At 60.8% G+C, this 14,107-nt stretch carries 21 protein-coding genes and 1 tRNA gene; 9 read left to right on the forward strand and 13 right to left on the reverse strand.

Going from position 1 to position 14,107, the window contains the following annotated elements:
* Positions 1 to 2: 2 nt before the first annotated feature.
* Entirely contained in the window at positions 3 to 1,523 is a 1,521-nt protein-coding gene (locus CK224_RS09530) for a phosphomannomutase/phosphoglucomutase (RefSeq protein ID WP_095781576.1), read from the reverse strand.
* A 200-nt stretch (positions 1,524 to 1,723) separates the two neighbouring features.
* Between CK224_RS09530 and CK224_RS09535 the strand changes: the two genes are divergently transcribed.
* Positions 1,724 to 1,800, forward strand: a tRNA-Pro gene (locus CK224_RS09535).
* Between the two features lie 89 nt (positions 1,801 to 1,889).
* Here CK224_RS09535 and CK224_RS09540 read toward each other — a convergent pair.
* Positions 1,890 to 2,075: a hypothetical protein gene (locus tag CK224_RS09540; RefSeq protein ID WP_095781577.1), complete on the reverse strand. Its 186-nt coding sequence runs from the start codon at positions 2,073 to 2,075 to the stop codon at positions 1,890 to 1,892.
* Positions 2,072 to 2,392, reverse strand: coding sequence for a hypothetical protein (locus tag CK224_RS09545; RefSeq protein WP_095781578.1), 321 nt, complete (start codon positions 2,390 to 2,392; stop codon positions 2,072 to 2,074). Before CK224_RS09545 ends, CK224_RS09540 begins: the two co-directional genes overlap by 4 nt.
* Positions 2,393 to 2,795: 403 nt before the next feature.
* On the opposite strand from CK224_RS09545, the gene CK224_RS31910 reads away from it, so the two are divergent.
* Together CK224_RS31910 and CK224_RS31915 are read left to right on the forward strand one after the other, a co-directional pair.
* On the forward strand, positions 2,796 to 3,005 hold the full coding sequence (locus CK224_RS31910) for a DnaJ domain-containing protein (RefSeq protein WP_245425844.1): 210 nt from the start codon (positions 2,796 to 2,798) through the stop codon (positions 3,003 to 3,005).
* Positions 3,006 to 3,024: 19 nt separating this feature from the next.
* Positions 3,025 to 3,345 carry a hypothetical protein gene (locus tag CK224_RS31915; RefSeq protein ID WP_245425846.1) on the forward strand — a complete coding sequence of 107 codons (321 nt, stop codon included), beginning with the start codon at positions 3,025 to 3,027 and terminating at the stop codon, positions 3,343 to 3,345.
* A 104-nt stretch (positions 3,346 to 3,449) separates the two neighbouring features.
* On the opposite strand, the gene CK224_RS09555 is transcribed toward CK224_RS31915, so the two are convergent.
* Entirely contained in the window at positions 3,450 to 4,043 is a 594-nt protein-coding gene (locus CK224_RS09555; RefSeq protein ID WP_095781579.1) for an SOS response-associated peptidase, read from the reverse strand.
* A 326-nt stretch (positions 4,044 to 4,369) separates the two neighbouring features.
* On the opposite strand from CK224_RS09555, the gene CK224_RS09560 reads away from it, so the two are divergent.
* The 3 genes from CK224_RS09560 (at position 4,370) to CK224_RS09570 (ending at position 6,098) form a co-directional block, all read left to right on the forward strand.
* Positions 4,370 to 4,591 carry a hypothetical protein gene (locus CK224_RS09560; RefSeq protein ID WP_141245797.1) on the forward strand — a complete coding sequence of 74 codons (222 nt, stop codon included), beginning with the start codon at positions 4,370 to 4,372 and terminating at the stop codon, positions 4,589 to 4,591.
* 971 nt (positions 4,592 to 5,562) lie between these two features.
* Entirely contained in the window at positions 5,563 to 5,772 is a 210-nt protein-coding gene (locus tag CK224_RS09565; RefSeq protein ID WP_067320803.1) for a cold-shock protein, read from the forward strand.
* 104 nt (positions 5,773 to 5,876) lie between these two features.
* Complete coding sequence (locus CK224_RS09570; RefSeq protein WP_082953730.1) at positions 5,877 to 6,098, forward strand: hypothetical protein; 222 nt, start codon at positions 5,877 to 5,879, stop codon at positions 6,096 to 6,098.
* A gap of 57 nt (positions 6,099 to 6,155) precedes the next feature.
* Here the strand turns inward: CK224_RS09570 and CK224_RS09575 are convergent, their stop codons facing one another.
* Positions 6,156 to 6,347: a hypothetical protein gene (locus CK224_RS09575; RefSeq protein ID WP_095781581.1), complete on the reverse strand. Its 192-nt coding sequence runs from the start codon at positions 6,345 to 6,347 to the stop codon at positions 6,156 to 6,158.
* Positions 6,348 to 6,791: 444 nt separating this feature from the next.
* On the reverse strand, positions 6,792 to 6,992 hold the full coding sequence (locus CK224_RS09580; protein ID WP_141245798.1) for a hypothetical protein: 201 nt from the start codon (positions 6,990 to 6,992) through the stop codon (positions 6,792 to 6,794).
* 1,112 nt (positions 6,993 to 8,104) lie between these two features.
* Between CK224_RS09580 and CK224_RS09590 the strand changes: the two genes are divergently transcribed.
* Positions 8,105 to 8,335 (forward strand): hypothetical protein, encoded by a 231-nt coding sequence (locus tag CK224_RS09590; RefSeq protein ID WP_095781584.1) that lies wholly within the window; start codon positions 8,105 to 8,107, stop codon positions 8,333 to 8,335.
* 98 nt (positions 8,336 to 8,433) lie between these two features.
* On the opposite strand, the gene CK224_RS09595 is transcribed toward CK224_RS09590, so the two are convergent.
* From CK224_RS09595 to CK224_RS09605, 3 genes are all read right to left on the reverse strand, one after another.
* On the reverse strand, positions 8,434 to 8,619 hold the full coding sequence (locus CK224_RS09595) for a hypothetical protein (RefSeq protein ID WP_245425849.1): 186 nt from the start codon (positions 8,617 to 8,619) through the stop codon (positions 8,434 to 8,436).
* Between the two features lie 74 nt (positions 8,620 to 8,693).
* The gene (locus CK224_RS09600) at positions 8,694 to 9,149 is read right to left on the reverse strand and encodes a hypothetical protein (RefSeq protein ID WP_095781586.1); all 456 of its coding nucleotides are present in this window, start codon (positions 9,147 to 9,149) and stop codon (positions 8,694 to 8,696) included.
* Positions 9,149 to 10,036, reverse strand: a complete 888-nt coding sequence (locus tag CK224_RS09605) for an RNA ligase family protein (protein WP_095781587.1) — start codon at positions 10,034 to 10,036, stop codon at positions 9,149 to 9,151. The genes CK224_RS09600 and CK224_RS09605 overlap by 1 nt, the downstream gene beginning before the upstream one ends.
* Positions 10,037 to 10,292: 256 nt before the next feature.
* Between CK224_RS09605 and CK224_RS09610 the strand changes: the two genes are divergently transcribed.
* The gene (locus CK224_RS09610; protein WP_095781588.1) at positions 10,293 to 10,478 is read left to right on the forward strand and encodes a DUF3606 domain-containing protein; all 186 of its coding nucleotides are present in this window, start codon (positions 10,293 to 10,295) and stop codon (positions 10,476 to 10,478) included.
* Positions 10,479 to 10,964: 486 nt separating this feature from the next.
* On the opposite strand, the gene CK224_RS09620 is transcribed toward CK224_RS09610, so the two are convergent.
* From CK224_RS09620 to CK224_RS09630, 3 genes are all read right to left on the reverse strand, one after another.
* Complete coding sequence (locus CK224_RS09620; protein WP_095781590.1) at positions 10,965 to 11,327, reverse strand: hypothetical protein; 363 nt, start codon at positions 11,325 to 11,327, stop codon at positions 10,965 to 10,967.
* Positions 11,324 to 11,599 carry a hypothetical protein gene (locus CK224_RS30720; RefSeq protein ID WP_176477894.1) on the reverse strand — a complete coding sequence of 92 codons (276 nt, stop codon included), beginning with the start codon at positions 11,597 to 11,599 and terminating at the stop codon, positions 11,324 to 11,326. Before CK224_RS30720 ends, CK224_RS09620 begins: the two co-directional genes overlap by 4 nt.
* Positions 11,600 to 11,883: 284 nt before the next feature.
* On the reverse strand, positions 11,884 to 12,735 hold the full coding sequence (locus tag CK224_RS09630) for a glycoside hydrolase family 108 protein (protein ID WP_095781592.1): 852 nt from the start codon (positions 12,733 to 12,735) through the stop codon (positions 11,884 to 11,886).
* A 74-nt stretch (positions 12,736 to 12,809) separates the two neighbouring features.
* Here CK224_RS09630 and CK224_RS09635 point away from each other — a divergent pair, with 74 nt between their 5' ends.
* Positions 12,810 to 13,055 (forward strand): hypothetical protein, encoded by a 246-nt coding sequence (locus tag CK224_RS09635; protein WP_245425853.1) that lies wholly within the window; start codon positions 12,810 to 12,812, stop codon positions 13,053 to 13,055.
* Here CK224_RS09635 and CK224_RS09640 read toward each other — a convergent pair.
* A complete protein-coding gene (locus CK224_RS09640) occupies positions 13,052 to 14,068 on the reverse strand; it encodes a contractile injection system protein, VgrG/Pvc8 family (RefSeq protein WP_095781593.1) in 1,017 nt (338 codons plus the stop codon). The genes CK224_RS09635 and CK224_RS09640 overlap by 4 nt on opposite strands.
* Between the last annotated feature and the right edge of the window lie 39 nt (positions 14,069 to 14,107).

Here is a 14,107-nt window from a genome sequence, read left to right on the forward strand (position 1 = left end):
TGTTAGAAGGTCTGGTTGTAGGCGCCGACTTCGGGACTGCGGCGCAGCACGGCGTCGACGGCTTCGAACATCTGCCGGCGCCGCTCGGACGATACCGGGCTCTCCACCACCACGACAAGCTCGGGCTTGTTCGAGGAGGCGCGCACAAGGCCCCAGGTGCCGTCCTCCGCAACGACGCGCACACCGTTGACGGTGATGAGCGTTACGATCTTCTGGCCGGCAAAGTCAGCACCTTCGCGGTGCATCGTCTGAAAATCCGCCACGACGCGGTCGACCACGCCGTACTTCACCTCGTCGGGGCATTGCGATGACATGGTCGGCGTACCGTAGGTCAGCGGCAACGCGCGGCAGAGATCGGCCATCGAGCTCCGCGGATTGCGGTCGAGCATCTGGCAGATGACGATCGCAGTGATCAGCCCGTCGTCATAGCCGCGGCCGATAGGCGGGTTGAAGAAGAAATGCCCGGATTTCTCGAAGCCGGCGACGGCACCGAGCTCGGCAACGCGGCGCTTGATGTAGGAATGGCCGGTCTTCCAATAGTCAGTTGTGGCGCCGTTCGCCTTGAGCACATGATCGGTGGCGAAGAGCCCCGTCGACTTGACGTCGACGACGAAGGCCGAGCCCGGACGGAGCGATGAAGTATCGCGCGCGAGCATGAGGCCGACCTTGTCGGCGAAGATCTCGTTGCCCTCGTTGTCGACGACGCCGCAGCGGTCGCCGTCGCCATCGAAGCCCAGTCCGACATCTGCGCCCGTCTCCAGCACCTTCTCGCTGATGGCACGCAGCATCTGCATGTCCTCGGGATTGGGATTGTAGCGCGGGAAGGCATGGTCGAGCTCGACGTCGAGCGGGATCACCTCGCAGCCGACACGCGCCAGCGCTTCCGGCGCGAAGGCGCCGGCCGTGCCGTTGCCGCAGGCACAAACGACCTTGAGCTTTCTCGAGATGTGTTTGCCCTTGGTAAGATCATCGACATAGAGCTCCCGGAAACCGGAGATGAACTCGTAGGCACCGCCGCCGCGGAGGTCGAAGTCGGCTTCGAGCACGATCTTCTTCAACGCGCTCATCTCTTCCGGACCGAAGGTGAGCGGCCGCGCCGCCCCCATCTTGACGCCGGTCCAGCCATTCTCGTTATGCGAGGCGGTGACCATGGCGACCGAGGGTGTATCGAGCGCGAACTGCGCGAAATAGGCCATGGGGGACAAAGCCAGGCCGATATCCTTCACCCGGGCGCCCCCTGCCATCAGGCCGGAGACCAGCGCCAGCTTGATCGACAGCGAATAGGAGCGGAAATCATGGCCGGTGACGATATCCGGCCCAACGCCCAAGCGCCGGATCAGCGTGCCCAGACCCATGCCGAGCGCCTGGACGCCGATCAAATTGAGCTCCGGCGCCTTGGTCGAGCCGGGATGGCCGACCCACCAGCGCGCGTCGTACTCGCGAAAGCCCGACGCCGTGATCAGCGCCGAGGTCTCGAATTCGAAGCTGTTGGGCCGGGCTTCGCCAACAATCGTGAAGGTCAATGGTCGAAACTCCAGAGAGCCGGAATGCCGATCTGTAAAGGGCGCGGCTTATCACGAAAGCCTTTAAGCCGGTCTTTATCCGACGGCTAAATCGCATGCTATCCGGGCAAGCTGGGTGAAAGCCGAGAAATGCGACACAAGTGCAGCCATTGACGCTTGCAGGATCGGAAAGTGGCGGCTATAAGCCCGCCGTCTGGTCACGGAGTGTAGCGCAGTCTGGTAGCGCACATCGTTCGGGACGATGGGGTCGCAGGTTCAAATCCTGCCACTCCGACCAGAAAAAACAACTAGTTAGCTTTCTCCCGATTTTGTCTCCCACCTGATATCCCACCTGAAACTCAAGCCGATGATGATCGAGCGCCAGTTTCAGAGATCAAAACGTATCGCCCTGCCCCGTTCGGCTGCGAAGGTGCCGATCGTAGATTGAAGGTCGCCGATCGGTTCCGCGGAGCCGATCGCGCGCAGCGCGGCTACGCCGGCCTTGATCGACACTGGCCCGGGCTCGGCCTTGAGCAGAGCCTCAAGCGCGCGTTCGAATTGGTCGTTCGTCATTTCGGACCTTCCTCCTTCCAAACCGGCACCCGGTTGATCTTAATCGCCACCAGGCGCCGGATGCGCAAGCCGACGCCTTCGCGGCCGGTCGGGACGAAGGCTTCGACATCAAGCATACCGTGGTCGCCGCCGTTCTCACATTTCATGCGGTAGGCGAGCGAGTCGACGTCGACATCACCAAAAATCTGGATCAGATCCGACGGATGATAATTGTGCTGCCGCTTGCAATAGCCGCACCGCACCCGAACCAGGCGCATGGTGTCGTTCAGGTTCGATAGCGGATAGTCGCGCCGCTTCGGGCCATAGGTCTCGGGCATGAGAACAAAAAAGGAACATTTTCCTCGAACGTCAAGATTGCCTGTGGAAATCTTTTAGCCCCGAGAGGCCCCCCACACGAAGGCCAGATGCGGGGCGCGGCTCTCAGAGCGGCGTGCCCTGACGTGGCGTCGCGACAATAGCTTTTTCAGGCTAATATTGGGCGCGTCGAGCGGCCGACCAACAACTGATGCTTAGACATCCCGCTTTGACTTTTCCCTCCATCGCTCGGCCATCCGTCTTGCGAATCGCCAGCGCTTGTGGCGCCGCGAGCGTTCTTGAGGAGGGTCCTAACCTCTTTTACTATTCCGCAAAATAGGTCCGGGGGCGCCTTGCCTGCGTTCTGAAGTTGCGCGATTCTGCTCATGGGGGAGTGTGGTGTGAAAGTTGGGGGACACCACTGAAATGTTCACTGATTACTACGAGCTCTTGGAGATCAGCCCGAAGGCCACCTCTGAGCCGGTCGAACGGATATTCCGCTATTTCGCCATGCGCTACCATCCCGACAATCGGGACACGGGCGATGAGTCTCGCTTCAATGAGATCGTAGAGGCGCACAACACCCTCAAAGATCCGCTCAAGCGGGCCCAGTACGATATCCAATACATGGATTAATGTAAGTGATCGCCGAGAGTTGGCTGACGCCGCTGCCGACCCGAGGACCGTCGAGCGGGATTCCGTCATTCAAGGGAAGGTGCTGTCACTTCTTTCCGCAAAGCGCCGACAGGACGTCCACAATCCCGGCATAGGCGACGAAGAACTCGAACGCCTGTCAGGCTGCCCGACCGAGCATCTGGAGTTTCATCTCTGGTACCTCAAGGCGAAGGGCTGGATAGGAAGGATCGAAAACGGGATGTTCGCGATCACCGTTGAAGGGATCGACCGCGCCAATTCGGAGCATCGTCACAAGTCCCCCGTCGCCACCAGACTGCTCGACTATTCGCACAGCGGCTAGAGCGCGAGTTCAGGCTGGCCCGGTCTGGCGCCACAGGCAGGTTGGGCTGGCCGCAAGCAGTCTGATCGGGATGCTGGTGGGCTATTGCTGTAAAGCCAGAATGGTCACTGTCTCTCTGGCCGGACCGTCTCAACTGAGAGAGATCCGGCAGGAAGCGGCCGCAGGAGCTCACCTTCCGGCTTTGTCAGGTTGAGCCAGGCGGACCAGTTCTCCGGCTCAAGAACCACTACCTGTCGGTTGTGATACGGCGCCACATCCGGACTAGGATCTGTCGTCAGCATCGTGAAGCTGGGCGGCTTGTTGCCGACCGCCTCGCGCCAAAGCCCGGCAATTGCCATGAACGGCGCGCCGTTGAGGGTGAAGCGGTGTTTCGCTTTCGGATATTTCGTTCCGGTGGATTCGAAGAATGCGGAAGCCGGAACCAGGCAGCGCTTGCTGTTGCCAAACTGTCGGCCCTCGGAGCGGAAATTGAAAACCGGCCCGCCTTTGGGACCGGCCGGCGGGAAGCCGAAGGTCATTGAGGCCAGCTCGATTGCATCGCCGGCAACGCGCATTATTGGCGCCGGGTCGTTTATGCGGATGTCGTCAGCTTGCGGCAGATCGAGCTCCGTCTGATGGCTGGAGATCTGCAACGCGAGCGACTCCATCATGCGGCAGTATTCAGCCCAAGCAATGTGCTGCTCGTAATCGTTGCACATACCGGTCTCGCAGGAACTTTGGACCTCCCCTTCACGCGGGAACGCTCTGTCCGAACCGAAGTTTCCCAGGCCGCTTCGCGGGTCAGCATATTTGCAGTTCCTAATGAAACGGGCGCTCTTGCTGCCAGTTCAGCCCGGCGTCTGTTCCCCCGAAGCCTCTCGGCGACGGGCTTTTTTCCAATCAGAGCCACGAGGGAAATATCCTGAGCGGCGTCTGGTGGCATTGAGCCGCCTTGCGCGGCCTGCCGAGCCAGGCTGTCACATTTTCGTGAGCTTGGCTGGAACCTTCCCGACTGGGCACGGTTGCTCCAGAAACGGAGCCGAGCATGCCACAATTTCATGTTGAAGAGATGGCCGGTGAAACTGTCATCGCGAGACACGTGACCCGTGCTGCCGACGCGCTGAGCGCCGTCAGAGCAGTCACCGGGGGCCAAATTTCTGCCCGAACTGACCACCAGCGCTGGTTTCGCGTCGTCGACGAGAGAAACGCCAGCGTCCACGAGTTCGGCGTCGAAGAGCCGCCGTTGCGCACAGACTTCGCAAAATGATGAAGCCGTCTAGGCGCCCCGACCGCTATCATGGTGACACAGGATTTGGCGGCCGGGCGCGCCCAGTAGCGCCAGGTTGCCCTAGCCTACCCTTTCGAGCTCTGCCAGTAGCTGGTCAGCGTCAGTCACACCGCGTCCGAACAAGCACATGACTTTGATCGCGACGTTTTCGCGCTCATCCACGCGTCCAATATTGTGACTTGAGCAGTAATCACTCACGGCCTTTGCAAGAATGCTGACCTCGGCTGGTTCGACTATTCCGTATACCGCTGTCCTGAGCGGGACAGCATAATGCTCGCTTCCACGCATCGTTTACCCTCTACCCCCGATACCCAACAACGGGAAGAGGATACACCTGATAAAAGTCAGCTTCGAGTCAATTAGCGTCCGACTGAGGTCCGAAGGGCAGGCAGCCGGCGGTCAGGAAAGCAACAGCCCTGCCAGCAGCACAGTCAGGGCAAGCGAAGCGGGCACGGCGAGAAGCCAACGAGCTTCCAGGACACTGTTGCGAGGGTCTTGCATTTCCTTCACTCCTACCAAGACGGCTCCAGCGCATACCCGCCAAGCGCTGGAGCCGATGCTTGCGCTCAACCGCCGTTAGCGGGAGCTGCCGGCACCCTTTTCAACGGTGCCTCTATCCATTCGTTCCGAGTTCGGGCACACAGCCGACCGCTAGGTACGACCGAAGCCCTGTCACCGCGCGCATAGGTCCGTACGGTGAAACATACAGCCCGCTGTCACATTGGCTTTCGGACTGTCGACTAATCCCTTTGTCGCTTCGCGGGCAGTATTAAATCGCTGCCCTTGCCTCCGACGGGATTGAGCGTTATATCTTCTAAATCGATCTTGCTGAACGAACGTTGTTCTGGCGCAATCTGCGCTCCTACGATCTTCCATCTCAATTTCGAAATTGCATCGTTTGGCATTTGCCGAGCGAGCCTAATTTTGCGTCGATTTGAAAGGAGATCGCAATGACCACTGGAACGGTAAAGTTCTTCAATTCCACGAAAGGCTTCGGCTTCATCGAGCAGGGCAATGGCCAGCCCGACGTGTTCGTTCATATAACGGCCGTGGAGCGCGCGGGAATGCGTTCTCTCGTCGAAGGCCAGAAGGTTAGCTTTGACGTGGTGAAGGATGCTCGCACCGGCAAGAGCTCCGCCGACAACCTGCAAGCCGCCTAGTCACAGCGCCTTAGGGGCCTTTGACCACGGATGTACTGGCATTGGCCGCAGAGGCGCGTTTGAGAAGGTCGGGCTTTGCCCGGCCTTTTCGGTTAAGGAGAAAAATGAAGTCCCTTCCCGCTGGTATCTTTAAGCCGGTTCCATCCCGAACAGAAGCCAAGACCGATGCGACCACGCGCATCGCCCGGCAGATTGTCGATCTTGAAGCGACGGCAAGGTCTGCCAAGACAGAGCGGTTGCGCGCTGCCAGGCTGGCGCAGGCATCCCAAGCGCCTGCCGTCACTCCAAGGAAACCCGTCCAGAAGCGGAAAAACACAGCATCATAGTGCGCTCTCATGGCTGCGCTGGCCGGCTCCGTTGTCTTCTGGCGGTGAAGGTCTCCCCTATTTGAAGGCAAATTTGTAGACCGCTCGGTTGGTGTCGTCGGTGACGCGAACCCATTCGGACTCGTCTCGCCTGTCCTGTACGTTTCGGCCGGTCACCCATTCAGCGGCTGCTTTCGGTGAGGTCGTTTTCGCGTAGGCAACAGTGACCACGTCGATGCCCGACATGGTTTCAACGGTATAGTTGTTCATTTGAAAAGCTCTTCAATATAAGCCGTCAGTACATTGAAAGAGCCCGCCCGGTGTGAGGGGACGGGCTCTTTGCCGGGGCCTCCGCTGGGGGCGTCAGCAGCTCCAATTCTCCCGAATGGGAGGCCGACAAGCCGTCCCGACGCGTCGCTTATAATAGCGGCGCCTAGGTACCGAACTTAGGCAAGGGACAAAGGTTCCAGGAAGTTAGTCCGCTTGTAGAGGTCTTTCGGGCTGGTGTCGGGCGAAAGCAAGAGCCCGCTCGCCTGAGGGGGTCGAACGGGCTCCCGTGGGGGAGCGCCCCAGCGCGGCGGGTGAACCTCGTGCCGGAGACACACGCCGCGACACTCAACCGGGACACTGTAGGAAGGTTCCCTCAGGCCGATGCGACCGAAGTCGGATAGGCTGATGCTTTGGTCCCTGTGCTGAAACTTTCGCCTCGCTGCATCATTTGATAGAGCCGGCGAGCAATGTCCCTTCATCGTCGGCAGTGCAGAGTGAATAGATGCCCGCCATCCCTGTTGCCGGGGTGACGGGCATCTCTCGTGAGTAAATGAGTACCGCGTAAATGGCCAAGGGCCAGCGATGATCACCGCTCAGTGCGGCGAGGCCTTCCTCGTCGGTAGCAGCTAGATAGATGCCCGCCATCCCGTTGCCTGGGATGACAGGCATCTGTTTGGGTCCCAGAGCCGCTCCCGAGTTGCGGGTAGTGTGGCTCGACTGATCCAATCAACAATTGCCATCGCCCGCCGTGACGCTATGGTTAACGCTGTCCGGGGTTTTGGCTACCCACTCCCGGACCACCTCGGCCCGGCGGTGCGTCACCACTTCCCCCCGAAGCAAGATGGCTGCCGGGCCGTTCTACAGCCTCCAGGCTCGTGAGCGCGGCAGGGTTCTAGCTGGCCATAGCCCTGGCTATGTAAGTTGCCCGCCATTCGAGAATGCAGAACGAAAAGAGACCAAGAGCGTGGTGACCTCCCTATAAGCCGCCGAGGAGAAAGCCGGCTCTGGTGCGCAGCCGGGTTGAGGCTTCCGACATTCATCTGAAACCTTATGAACGGCCCCGCGTTTGCTTCTCACGATTTCGTTACCGCGGAGGTAAGATGCAAGGTGTGAAGCGGTCGCGCTGGACGGAAACCTACGACCCAGACGAGTTCGCGGCAAAGCACGGTTTGACAACCAGGCAGGCCGAAATTGTCATTCAGAGCAATGGTCCATCCAAGCGCAAATGCGACTTGGCAGCCGAGGCATTTAGGGCCGCGCTTAGATATTGCCGCAACTCGCGAGAAAAAGGTGCGAGAAAATCTCCTCTAAGGTCGGGAAGCAATGAAGCGCCTCAGGGTTGAAGTTATGTCCGGGGGAGCCTGAGAGGGGCGGCGCTCTTTGAACGCCGGCTGTTGAGATACCGCCGCTCGCGAGAAGGGGGCGTCGGGTAAAGTCCGCCGTGTGTCGACAGGCTTTGGAGAGAACCACAACATTTGTTATTTTATGCGGGTTGAATCAATGACATGTTGAGTCAGGGCCGATCGCAACGCAGTTTGCTGACTCTATGGCCCCCCGTCCTCCGACGACCGTCGAAACACACCCAGGTCCCCCGCCCCGCTCGGCGGTCGTCTTCTTCTTCCAGAGTAGTACAACAAATGAGAGTGACCACGTCATAGTGCGGGTGTAAGGTACTGTCGTCGCCCGCACCTTTGACGGCAAACGGGCGCTTGGAAGTCAACTCAGGTGCTTTCGCCCAATTCCGCAGGGAGGAAGCCATGAGCAAGCGCTCAGCAAATTTCATTTCCGCTTTTGAATTTGACGTCATCCGAGAAGCCTTCCGGCGTTCGGTCGTAGAAAGTTGTCTTCCGCCCCAAGAATGGGAAAGGCATGCATCTGACCTCGTTCGCAGCTTCATTGGCGTCGAAGCTCCGGCCGAAGTCCTCGCCGCATTGCTCGATGTGACTGGAAAAGAAAACAGCTCGCCGACCAGCGCCGACGGGCTTTGATCTAAAGACGAGCGAGGGAGTAACCAAGCGGGGAGTGATTAGGTTCATGAAGTCGCCCCGCCTTTCCTGCCAGGGGTGCTGGGCATCTGTTTTGGGTCTCAACCCGCCAAGCCGCCCCCACGGTGCTGCATCGCTTTGCGCACAAGATGAAACACGCTATCGACCTCCTCGTATATCTCTTTTGGCGCGATGCCCTGACGCCCGGCAGAAGCCAGGAGTTCAATGACAAGATCGGCAATGGCCGCTGGATCGTCGGTGCTCACGTTTGGCAGATGTGCTGCCATCCATCGGTCCAGAAATTTCAAAGCACGTGCGCTCATGCGAGCTAAAGGTCGGGCGCCGCATTTGCGTTCCCGTCTTAGCCACTCCTGGGTTTTGTAGGGAAATCGAGAGCGCTGGTTTGCCAGTAGAATTTCCATTCACCCGTTCGGAGCTTCGAATAGATTTTGCAGACGCGTCCCTTCCAATGAAAATCGGCGCCGGTTGCTTTGTTTCGCCAAAGGGTGTCGATATCGACGACCGCAAAGGCTGCATCTCCCGTGGGAGCAACTTCGATCTTGGCTGTGGTCCGGCGATTGTGGATGAGGTCATGGGCGGCAAACAGCTCGTTGTAGCCTTTCCGCCAGGCTTCCTCGTCGAAGCGACCTAAGACGAACAACCAGTCGATTGGATCATGCGCGTCTGCATTCGGCGCAAATGGCCACGCCATGTCAGGATGGATCATGGCTAGGAACGGCTCGATGTCTTTCTCGTCCCAGCCTTTGGTTTCTGCATCCACCAGGCCTTGAATTATCTCAACAACTTCAGCTGACATCACTCCTCCCAAAAGTCCTGCAGTGTCGCATGGCGTAGCGTGTGTTCGCCGCGCAGGAATTTCACCCGGCCAGTGATGCCCGGTTTGACCCACTCGACATCATCGGCGAAGGCGCTCGGCACCCTCTGCGCTGGCTTGGACGCCCTGCCCTCTTGGACACGCTGCCACAGCCGTTCCCTGAGGCCGCTGGGAAGCGTCACGGCAGCGGTTCCGGCATATCGGCCACCGCGCGCCACGATCGCCGCAACGGGCTTCCCAGGCTCTCGCTTGATGCCCAAAAGCTCGAAGTCGCCGACATCCCAACACTTGGTTTTGACCCAAGACTCCACCCTCCCGCTTCGGTAGAGACTCTCGCGTCGTTTCGAGACCATGCCCTCAAGGCCCATATTCTCGACCGCTCCGAAGAAGGCGGCGCCGCCGCCCCCAACATGGTCGCTGTATTGAATTATCTGCTTGGCGGGCTTCACCAGATTCCAGAGCTTGGCCTTACGCTCGATCAGCGGCACGGAACGAAGATCCTGGCCGTCGAGATGCAGGATGTCGAAGGCGACAAATGCAAGCAGCTCGGCGTTCCAAGTCATGCGCGAGTGCATGGCCTGGAAGTTCGGGGTGCCGTCCGGCTCCGGCGCGATCATCTCCCCGTCAAGAATGAAGGATTCGGCCGGCAGCTTTTCAGCCGCGGCAACAACAGGCCAATAGCGCGCTGACCAGTCATGCCCGTTCCGCGAAAGGGCGCGCGCGCCGGCCCAGTCTAGGATCAGCTGGGTGCGAAAGCCGTCGTATTTGATCTCGTGCAGCCAATCGTCGCTGACCGGCGGCGTCTCGACCTGGACGGGCTCGAGCGGCTTGATGAAGGACAGCCGGGTTCTCCCGGCAGGCTTAAGCATGCGAATCCCAACGCAAAACTCTAATTTGACTCAATATGGAACAGCCGCAAACGTTCCGTTAGCGCACTCTAAAATAACGGCCCGCCCCTGATGCCATGGAGCGGGCCAGCGGAGAAGGGGAGGCTCCGCCCGGCGGCTGTGCAGATCGGGAGGGAATTGCGCCGCCGCGCTCCAAACTTAGTCGAATGCGAGGTGTTCCACGATGCCGGAACATTTTCATTGTGATCCGGTTTGTCTCGGGCAGGAGGAATGCCCAATGGCAGATGACAAAAGCAAGCCAGGCGCCGGCGATCGCGACCGGGTGTCAGCGGATGAAGAGTACGAGGTTGAATACTTCGCCAAGCGACACCGCATTTCGCCGGGAGCAGACAGGGAATTGATCCGCCAGCACGGCAACAACCGGAAAGCCCTGGAGCGAGAGGCCAGAAGGCTACGGCCGTGACAAGGATTTCAGATCTGGGCCCGCCGATTGTCGGAAATCGGGTCGGGGGCGAGCTGGCGGCCGAGGTCGATCATTTCCATCTGTGCCCCCTGTGCGGCCAAGCCATTGACCTTCGCGACTTGCGCCAAGTCATTTGGCATCAAAGACCCGCACACGAGCCGCTTGAACTTGACGCATAAGGTCCGAACCGTGCCTTCTCGCAGGCCGGTGCTATCCGCCGCGCGCCGGCTGACAGTCTACAAGCCAACAAAAAGCCCGTCGCATCTCATAAGGTAAGCGACGGGCCTTTTTAGGTTGCCACTGAGACGGCTACATTCCTGAGGAACCGACCGCTTCCTTGATAACTAATAAGCCGTGCAATTGTTCCACAATGGCACAAGTATTTCTCTTAGCGCGCCAAAGCTTTCTGTGCCATGTCAACGTCGCGTTGCAGCGGCATCGCCCGGCGAGTTCTCTGTTATAATATTCCTGTAGGTGACCTTTGCGTCAGTCTGCCGACGAGCGCAGCCGGCCGATCTTATCGCCTTCGATAAAACGGTCCATCCGCTCATGCAGCGTCGAGACGCTTCCTTTCAGGTCGCGCACGCCCGTCATCACCTCGTCGCGGAATTCGCGCAGGCCGGCCTTGGTGATGTAGGTCTCGGCAACGTGAAGCTTGTGCGCGGCGAGCTGCTCGGCAAGCAGGGATACCGAGCCGATCGCCATGTCTGCCCTGGCATGTGCGTCGCGCGCATCCTTTTTGACCTCGTCCCGAGCCGATTTGATAGCCGCCTCGATGCGCCACCATAGGCCAGCGACCGCGCTGACGACGGCGATCAAGAAGGCAAGGTTCGCATTGAAGTCACTCATTCGCCCCTCCCCAGTTCAGCTCGACGCTCGGCGCTGGCCTTGGTGTGGCGGTCGCATTCCGCCGGCGTGTAAAGGCCGATCGCGCAGCCTGGCGCCATCGTCTTGTCGATCTTGTCCTGATCGGCCAGCGTCTTGCCCCGCGCGCCCGCGAGGCTGTTACCGATGGCCGCCCGCAGCGCCGGCGCACCGTTGATGCCGGAAGTCGTACACGCCGCCAGCGTCGATGCAGTCGTCAAAAGACATGCGAGCATCAATGCCCTTTGTGATTCCATCCCGATTGTCCTTTTCGATCTTGACGCGGACCTCTTCGGCGCCGCGGTGCTTGATGACTTCGTAAGCGGTGAAAGCGGCGCCCGAGACGATCGCCGCAATGGCCGCCCAGGCGATAGCGCCGGCCACCAGGCGCGAGGCGCCGAGGCGGCCGACAAGCAGGCTGATCAGGACGCTCACAGCAGCCACCAGATGAGGAAGCCGGCGATGAGAGCCAGGCTTACGGCAGCGACTGTGCGCAGGGCGCGAGCGAGGATCACTGCAAAGACGGAAGCGAGGTTCTCCATTACGTCGCCTCAGCCCCAAGAGCCGCGGCGAGCCGCTTCGCCCTGCGGTTCGCATACCAGCGCCAGGCGAGACCGCCGATCGCGAGCAGCGCACTTGCGATTGCCAGGACGACGACCACCTTGCCGATCCATTCGCTGGTGTAGGACAACGGCGAAAGCTGGTTCTGCAGATCATACAGATAGCCGGAAATGCCAAGCCCGCCGGCACCGGCGCCGGTTGCCGCATCGGCCGGTGCGGGCGATGGGGCAGCCTTGGCATCCTCGATAAAGCCTTTCGCCTGGCCGCCGTCGACAAAGCTCGCCGTCAGCGGCGTGAGGCCGGTTGCCCAAGCTTGGCCGATCGAGCGGATTTCCGCGACGCGACATGACCAGCCGCGGCCGAACACCGGCCACGTCTTCAAGTGCTGCAGGAAGGTCAGGCGCTGATCGCAGATCCGGTCGATCAGGGCATCGTGGTCGTTGCAGGCCTGGACGGCCGCAATCGTGCCGAGCCCCATGACGCCGTCGAGCCGGCCCTTGTAGAGCGGCCCGAGCGCGCGCTGCAGCCAGATAATCGACTGCTTCGGACCGGAGTTCACCGCACCGTCGAAGACGACATAGTCGACCCCGGCCGGCAGTCGGTCGCCCTTCACCGCGTCCCAGTATTGGCGATCGTAGATGTCGAAGAGTTCCTGGCTGGTGATGCTCTTCACGGACCGAGGCGCCAGCCCCTTGCTCCTGCGATAGGCGTCATAGACCCTTTGGGTCACACCCTTCATCGTTGCGCCGCCCGGGTCGGCCGGGTGGTTGCTGTAGGCACCCTCATGCGCGAGCACGCGGGCGAGCGATTCCTGCTCGCGAGATGCGGTCATGAATTTTTCCTTTGCGCTGGGAACTTTCCTGCCCGCCGGCGATTGAGGGGCGCGGCGGCAGGGGGATTTCCGGATTGGATTGTTTCAGGAAGCTCGAGGCGCTGATCGACGCCGGCGGCGCCAACGCGGTAGGAGAGGCGCGTGCGCTTCTCGCTCAGCTCAAAGATAAGTCGCAGGGACTGGCTGAGGCGGTCGACGAATTCCTGCTCGATATGATGACGCTGGATTTCCTGCTCGAATCCGAGCGGGAAGCATTCCAGAACTCGGCACGCCGACTGGCGCATCGGCGGCTGACGATGGTGAGGCTGCTCTCGACCTAGCGGCTGTCCGTCCCGGCCGAGCCCTGCGGGTTGCCAAGCGAGATCTGCGTGGTGTAGCCGCTGCCGCGGTCGAGCGTGTCGGTGATCGAGGCGATCGTGTAGCTGCCGTCGACGCCGGCGCGCAGCTGGATCACGGCCGTGCCTTCCGGCTCGGCGGAAGGCTCGCCCTCGATGGTGATCGTGCCGGAGCCCTTCTGCCGGGCGGCGTCGATACGATCGGAATCGGCGCGGGTCCGCGCCGCGGTGGCGTCCGGCTCCATGAAGCGCAGCACGTCTTCAGGCTCGACATCGTCGCCGGTCTCGACCTCTTCGATCACCTGCCTGGCTCTATGCAAGTCGTACCAGCGGCCTTTCTTCTTCTTGAAGCGCGGCCGGTCGGTCGCCGGCGTCAGGCCGCTCGCCGAAATCACCATGCCGCGGGTGATGACGACGGTCGGCAGCGGCTGGCCTGTCGCCGAGACGCCCTGGTTACGCGGCACGAAGCCAGCCTGCGATCCCTTGATGGCAAACGTCGCGCCGTGCTCGCGCGCAAGCCGGTCGGCGAAGGCGAAGAAGCTTTCGTTGTCCTGCGCTTCATATTCCAGCTGCCGGCCGGCAAGCGAGGAATGCACCTTGATCGACAGACCGGCGTCGACGGCAGCGTCCTTGAGGACCCGTCCGAGCGTTGTCTTTTCCCAATGGCGGTCGGTCGGCTGCTTGACCTGGCCTTTGAGGCTGGCCGAGCGCGCAGTGACCGTCAGAACGCTGCCGGAGCCGCGATCAAGAGACCAGTCGGAGGTGTCGACCTCGCCTTCGAAGCGGCGCATCGCGCCGCCTGCCCAGCCGAGCTCGATCGACACCGGCGTGCCGGTCTTGGGAAACCGGACCGCCGCGTCCTTGTCATCCAGCGTGAACGTCGCCGACTGCGTCGCCTCGGAGCCGCTCTTGGTGATGGACAGCGAAATCAGCAGCGGCACGAAGCGGGAGGTGACGTCCTGCCCGCCAACCAGGACGCGGAAATGACCTTTTCTCATTTTGCCTCACGCGCCGCAGGGGCTCCGGCGGGGCGCGGC

The sequence above is a fragment of the Mesorhizobium sp. WSM3862 genome, from assembly GCF_002294985.1.
In the GTDB taxonomy this organism is placed as follows: Bacteria; Pseudomonadota; Alphaproteobacteria; order Rhizobiales; family Rhizobiaceae; genus Mesorhizobium.